We start from the raw sequence: 5,850 nt of genomic DNA on the forward strand, positions 1-5,850 counted from the left end.
CGCCTTGAGCAGTTCCCGGATGGCGATCATCGGCACGGGAGCGGTCGGTGGCAAAGGTTCATCCGAGTCACTCAGACACCGCGCCAACGCTTCGAGCACCGCCGGCATGGGCTCGTGGAGGCCGTGCATCTTCACCTGCCAATCCGTGGCGCAGGTTTCGCAAGACAACTCGACGCCGGCCTGGCGTGCCTGCTCGCGCAACGGCCGCAACAGACTTTCCAGCCCGCTGGGTACCGCCGAGTCAAACCGCCAGTGCAGGTACAGCGCGCCTTCGCCAGTGTCATCCGCCAACGCCTGGCTGAAGGTCAACGCTGACAGCTCCCGTCGGCCCCGTGAGCGATCCTGGGCAAAGGTGCGCAAGCCACGGTGGGCGCTGGTTTGGCCACGAATCAGGCCAGCGCGTTCTTCCTTGGCGGGCGCACGAAGCAAGGGGTTATTGGGCGGCAGTTGCCAAGGGTGCCGGGAGGCGGGCAGGTGCAGTGAATCGAGTATGGCCTTGAGGGCTACGACGCCTTGTTCCGACAGGTCTTGGGCATCGTTGCGCGCCAACGCCAGGGCGCCTTGGACCTGTTGCTGGCGAGCATTGAGCAAGGCGAACTCTTCGCGTAACGCTGTCCAGTCGCTGTGTGCGAAGAAACCCAGCCAGTCGTGCAGCAACTCTTCAATCTGCGTAGCCGGTTCGCGTTCGCTGGCGAGGGTGAAGTCTATATCCAGCACGGCTTGATCCGCGAATTGGTACAGCACGGACGCCTGCAGCGCGGTGGCCAGTCGTCGCGCTTGCAGTTCAGCGAGCAACCCGCCGGGGGCCGAGGCGTTGAGCCAGGTGCAGAGAAACGCCAGCGCTTCCCGTGGCGCGTTACACGTAATGACCTGATGCAGGTGTTGGCCGGCGACGTGCTGATAACGGCGCGCCGGGCCATGCATCAAGGCCGGTGGAGCGGCCTGCGGGTGCAATGGGCCGGGCGTCAGTTGGTCACTGAACTGCTGGGCCAAGGCCTGCAGGTCGGCCAGCGATTGTGGACCGGCGAGGCTCAGGGTCATCTGCCCGCTTTGATAAAAGCGTGCGTGGAACCCTCGCAAGGCGTGCTGAAACTCGTCGCTTTCCACCGGCAGGCTGTCGCGGTTGCCGGCATGAAAACCTCGTAGAGGATGATCCGCCGCCAAGCCTTGCAGCAGCGCCACTTGCTGTTGGGCCTTGGCATCCTGGGACCAGGCGATGAACTCCGCCTCCAGCACTTCGCGTTCACGTTGTTGATCGTCGAGGGCCAGGCGCGGGTGAGCCAGCATATCCGCCAAACGCGCCAGCCCGTCTGCAAAAGCCGGCACCGGCAGTTCAAAGAAGAACTCGGTGGTGCGCTCACGGGTGCTGGCGTTGACCTGCCCACCGTGGCGCTGCACGTAGGCCATCAGCCCTTCGCCGACTGGGAAACGTTCGGTACCGAGAAACAACAAGTGCTCAAGAAAATGCGCCAGGCCAGGCCAGGCCAATGGCACGTCATGGCTGCCGGCAGCCACGTGTAAAAACGGCGGCGCAGCGCTTCAAGCGTGGCGCATGGCGCAGGCAAACCCGCAGGCCATTAGCGAGAGTCAGGTGAAGGGGATGAGGGTGAACCGGCGCAGGCATGGGCACTTCCGAGGCGTGGGAAGTGCCTATGCTAGCAAACCCAATGGGTCAGGGCTTGTGCAGTGCGCCGTAGAGTTCGGCGCGACGGTCTTGCAGGTAGTGGTTGGCGGCGCGGGCGTCGACAATAGATTGGCGATCCAGGGTGCCGACGATCAAGGCTTCATCCAGGCCAGCCTGGGCAATTCGCTGGCCGTCCGGCGCGGCAATGCTGCTTTGCCCGCAGTAGTGAATCTCGCCTTTCGTGCCCGCAATAGTTGGCATAGGCCACGAAGCATTGGTTTTTCAAAGGCTCGCGCCCGCACGGTGACGTCGGCAACGAAGTCGAACGGCACCATATTAGCGGTGGGCACCAGAATCAGTTCGGCACCGGCGAGGGCCAGGCGCCGGGTGTTTTCCGGAAACTCCAGGTCGTAGCAAATCAGCATGCCCACCTTCCACCCGTTCAATTCCACCACCGGGAAATCATCGGGGCCGGCGCTGAACATTGAGTGGTCAAGATCGCCAAACAAGTGGGTCTTGCGGTAATTGCACAGGCGCTTGCCCTGGGCGTCGATCAACTGCACGGCGTTGTAGACCTGGCCGTCTTCGGCCCGCTCCGGGTAGCCATACAGGATCGCCAGCCCGGCACTTTTGCGCCAGTTCGGCAATCGCCTGCGCCGATGGCCCATCCTGTGCCTCTGCCAGTGCGCCAACGGCTTCGGCGCCAATGTTATAGCCGCTGAGAAACATCTCTGGCAGCACCAGCACATCGGCGCCGTGTGCTTCATGGGCCAACTGGTGCAGGCGCTGCAGGTTAGCGGCCACATCCAGCGGCAGCGGCGGGCATTGGTACAGGGCGACACGCATGCTCAACTCCTTATTCTGCCAGGGCGATTGGCCCTATTTCATCGAATACGTCGCCTGGGCCTGGGTTCTCCGGGTGGGTGCTGCCACCGAAGTGATTCATGATGCCCCATACCGCGTTGAGCGAGGTTTGTACCGCGCCTTCGACCCAGGCGGGCGTCCACGATACATCATCACCCGCGATGAAGATCCCGCGTTGTTCGGCGGGCATATCCTTCTGCATGAAGTGCGCATACATCCGCTGGTTATAGCGATAGTGACCGGGCAAGGCGCCTTTGAAGGCCCCGACGGAAATGCGGATCGGCCTCCCAGGACACGGTGATCGGGTCGCCGATGATGCGCGCCTTGATATCAACGTTGGGGTAGATCTTCTTCAGCGCATCGAGGGCCAGTTTCACCCGCTTGTCGATAGGCTGGGGCAGCATCTTCAGTGCGTCGCTCATCCACGAGTAGGACAGGCAGATCACCCCCGGCTTGTCGTCACCGTTATCGAACAGGTAGGTGCCCCGGGTCAGGCGGTCGGTGAGGGTCATGCTCATCAGGTCGCGGCCGGTTTGCGGGTCTTTGTCTTTCCAGAATGGGCGATCAACCATCACGAAGGTTTTCGATGACTGCATGTAGCGAGTGCGATCCAGGGCCATCCACATTTTTTGTGAGAACAGGGTTTCGTCGCATTCGATTTGTGTGGTCAGCAGCCAACTTTGGCAGGTGGTCAGCACCGCCGCGTATTCGCGCGTGTCGCCATAGTTGTCGGTAACAGCAAAGCGGCCATCGGCGGCGTGGGCAATGCGCTTCACGCCTGCCCGTGGTGCGCCTCTATGCAACGAGCTCAGGCTGGTGCAGGCCGGCCAATGGGCGCAGCGCTCTGGCACATGGCGCCAGATGCCCATGGGCACTTGTGCCACGCCACCGACGATCAGGTGTTGATGATCATCGCAGTTGGTCATTACCACACGGAAGATTTCCAGCATGGAGTTGGGAAAGTCAGAGTCCCAACCGCCGGTGCCGAAACCGACCTGGCCAAACACCTCGCGGTGGTGGAAGGACAATTTGGCGAAGGCTTTGGAGGTGGCGACGAAGTCGTAGAAGGTACGGTCATCCCACAGCGGCACGAGCTTGTTCCACAGTTCCTTGAGCCGTGGCACGTCGCGGTCGCGGATTGCCTGCTGGATATCGCCGAACTGCGAACCGGCCTCCAAGGCGTCGGCCCAGGCATCGGCGACTTCCTGGAACAGTGCCGGTAAATCGGAGAGTTTTTGCGCATAGTGAGTCTGGCCTTCCAGATCGATCACGGTGCTGCCGGACGCCGGTGTCAGCGGGTTGGGAAAGGGCTTGGTCTCCAGTCCAAGTTTGTCCACGTAATGGTAGAACGCCGTGGACGATACCGGGAACCGCATGCCGCCCAACTCGGCGATGATGCCTTCGGCGCCTTCAAAGGCCTGCGAGCGCAAGCGGCCACCCATCTTCGAGGCTTCATACACAACGGGCTTGAGCCCGAGTTTCATCAGCTCGTAGGCCGCAACCAGGCCCGCGATCCCGGCGCCGACGATCGCCACTTCGGCGCCATGATTGGCCGCAGGAATACTGCCCAGCCCGGCGGGGTGTTCGATCCAGTCATCAAAGGCAAACGGGAAGTCCGGGCCGAAAATGGTGATGGGTTTCTTACCGTCGCCCGGGTGGCGATTGGGCTTGCTGAGGGTGCTGGACGGAATGCTCATGGCTGACCTTACTGACGGCTCGGCGGGAGGAGGGCCCGTTGAGTATAGGAAAAGATGGCAGCCAGTTTAGGGAGCGTTGCGCTCGTTAATAAGACGCAATGTGTCGTCGGATTGTACTGGTTTTAGTCAATATGACGAAGGTAGTGATCAGATTGGTTGTCCGCGATCCAATTTGTTACTGAGGATGATCGAGGTGGTGGTTTTTCTCCACGCCGTCGACACTGCCGATCTGGTCCAGCAATTGGTCCAGTTGCTCTGGCGAATCGGTGCGCAGCCAAGCCACGTAATCGAACTCTCCACTTACCGCGCACAACTGCTGCACTTGCGCCATGGCGCTCAGCCTGCGCAACACCTCTTTGCCCGAACGGGGGTTGCACGGTAATGCCCACATAAGCTTGCAACCCCCCATCCGCCAACGCGCTGGCCCCAGGCGCACGCCGTAACCGGTGATGACCTGGGTTTTCTCCAGGCGGGCCAGACGCGACGTGACGGTGGTGCGCGCGATGCCCAACTGCCTGGCGAGCATGGCCACGCTTTCACGGGCGTTGAGCTGCAGGGCGGCGATCAGTTTGGCGGTCGATTTCGTCTAGGGCGGGCAAGGGGGGCTCCAGTGCGGGGGCAATGAGCAAGCATGGTACAGGCTTGGCCTGGCTGAAAGAACCGTGATGCCAGATACGCAAAAGCCGCGCAATGCGCGGCTTTTTTTGTGTGGTGGGCCCAGTAGGACTCGAACCTACGACCAAGGGATTATGAGTCCCCTGCTCTAACCAACTGAGCTATAGGCCCTCAGTAGGTCGCGGATTATAGCGATGGTTTGTTCACTGTGCCATCCGAAAAATCCTTGTGCCGTGTACGAAGGAAGCTGGCGGCAAAAAGCTCCGGCGGCAGGGGCAGGCTGACGATGTAGCCTTGCATCTGTTCACACCCCTCGCTTGCGAGGAATGCTTGTTGCGCCGGAGTCTCCACGCCTTCGGCGATGATGGTGAATTGCATGCTGTGGCCGAGGGCGATGATGGCGCGCACGATGGCTGCATCGTGAGGGTCGTCGGGCAAGCCGCGGACGAAGGATTGGTCGATTTTGAGGAAGTCCAGGGGCAGGCGCTTGAGGTAGCTGAGGGACGAGTAGCCGGTGCCGAAATCATCGATCGCCAATTGGACGCCCAGGCGCTTGAGTTGGTGCAACACCGCGAGCGCTTCTTCGGCTTGGCTCATGATGAAGTTTTCGGTGATTTCCAGTTGCAGGCAGCCGGGTTCGAGGCGGTAATCGTGCAGCAGTTGTTCGATGCGTGACAGCAGGTTGGGGTGACGCAGTTGCGCGCCTGCGAGGTTGACCGACAGGGGGCCGAAATCCTTGAAAGCCGCTTGCCAGGCGTGCAACTGCCGGCACGCCTGTTCCAGTACCCAGTCGCCGATTTGCAGGATCATGCCGTTCTCTTCGGCCAGGGCAATAAAGTGCTCGGGCGGGACCTCGCCCAAGGTCGGGTGGTGCCAACGGATCAAGGCTTCGGCGCCGATCAGTTGTTGGGTGACCAGGCTGCGTTTGGGTTGGTAATACAGGCTCAATTCTTCACGTTCGATGGCGCGGCGCAGTTCGTGCTCCAGCGCTACGCGTTCATTGGCCTGGGCGGTCAGGTCGCGGGTGTAGCGCTCGACCCGGTTGCGCCC

General features: G+C 61.5%; 1 protein-coding gene, 1 tRNA gene and 4 pseudogenes. All 6 read right to left on the minus strand.

The genetic code is table 11. The features are described 5' to 3' along the window. A pseudogene (pqqF, locus tag DQ405_RS23550) lies at nt 1-1,624 on the minus strand (pyrroloquinoline quinone biosynthesis protein PqqF); the annotation flags it as partial. Nucleotides 1,625-1,672: 48 nt separating this feature from the next. Next, nucleotides 1,673-2,470: pseudogene (locus DQ405_RS23555) on the minus strand (carbon-nitrogen hydrolase family protein). 10 nt (nt 2,471-2,480) lie between these two features. Continuing rightward, a pseudogene (locus tag DQ405_RS23560) lies at nt 2,481-4,185 on the minus strand (flavin monoamine oxidase family protein). A 147-nt stretch (nt 4,186-4,332) separates the two neighbouring features. After that, nucleotides 4,333-4,784 (minus strand): annotated as a pseudogene (locus DQ405_RS23565) (Lrp/AsnC family transcriptional regulator). Nucleotides 4,785-4,894: 110 nt separating this feature from the next. Continuing rightward, a tRNA-Ile gene (locus tag DQ405_RS23570) sits at nt 4,895-4,971 on the minus strand. Between the two features lie 15 nt (nt 4,972-4,986). Beyond that, nucleotides 4,987-5,850 (minus strand): putative bifunctional diguanylate cyclase/phosphodiesterase (locus DQ405_RS23575; RefSeq protein ID WP_168426303.1); only part of this gene is annotated, 864 nt, incomplete at its 5' end.

It is taken from the genome of Pseudomonas sp. SST3 (genome assembly GCF_003325755.1).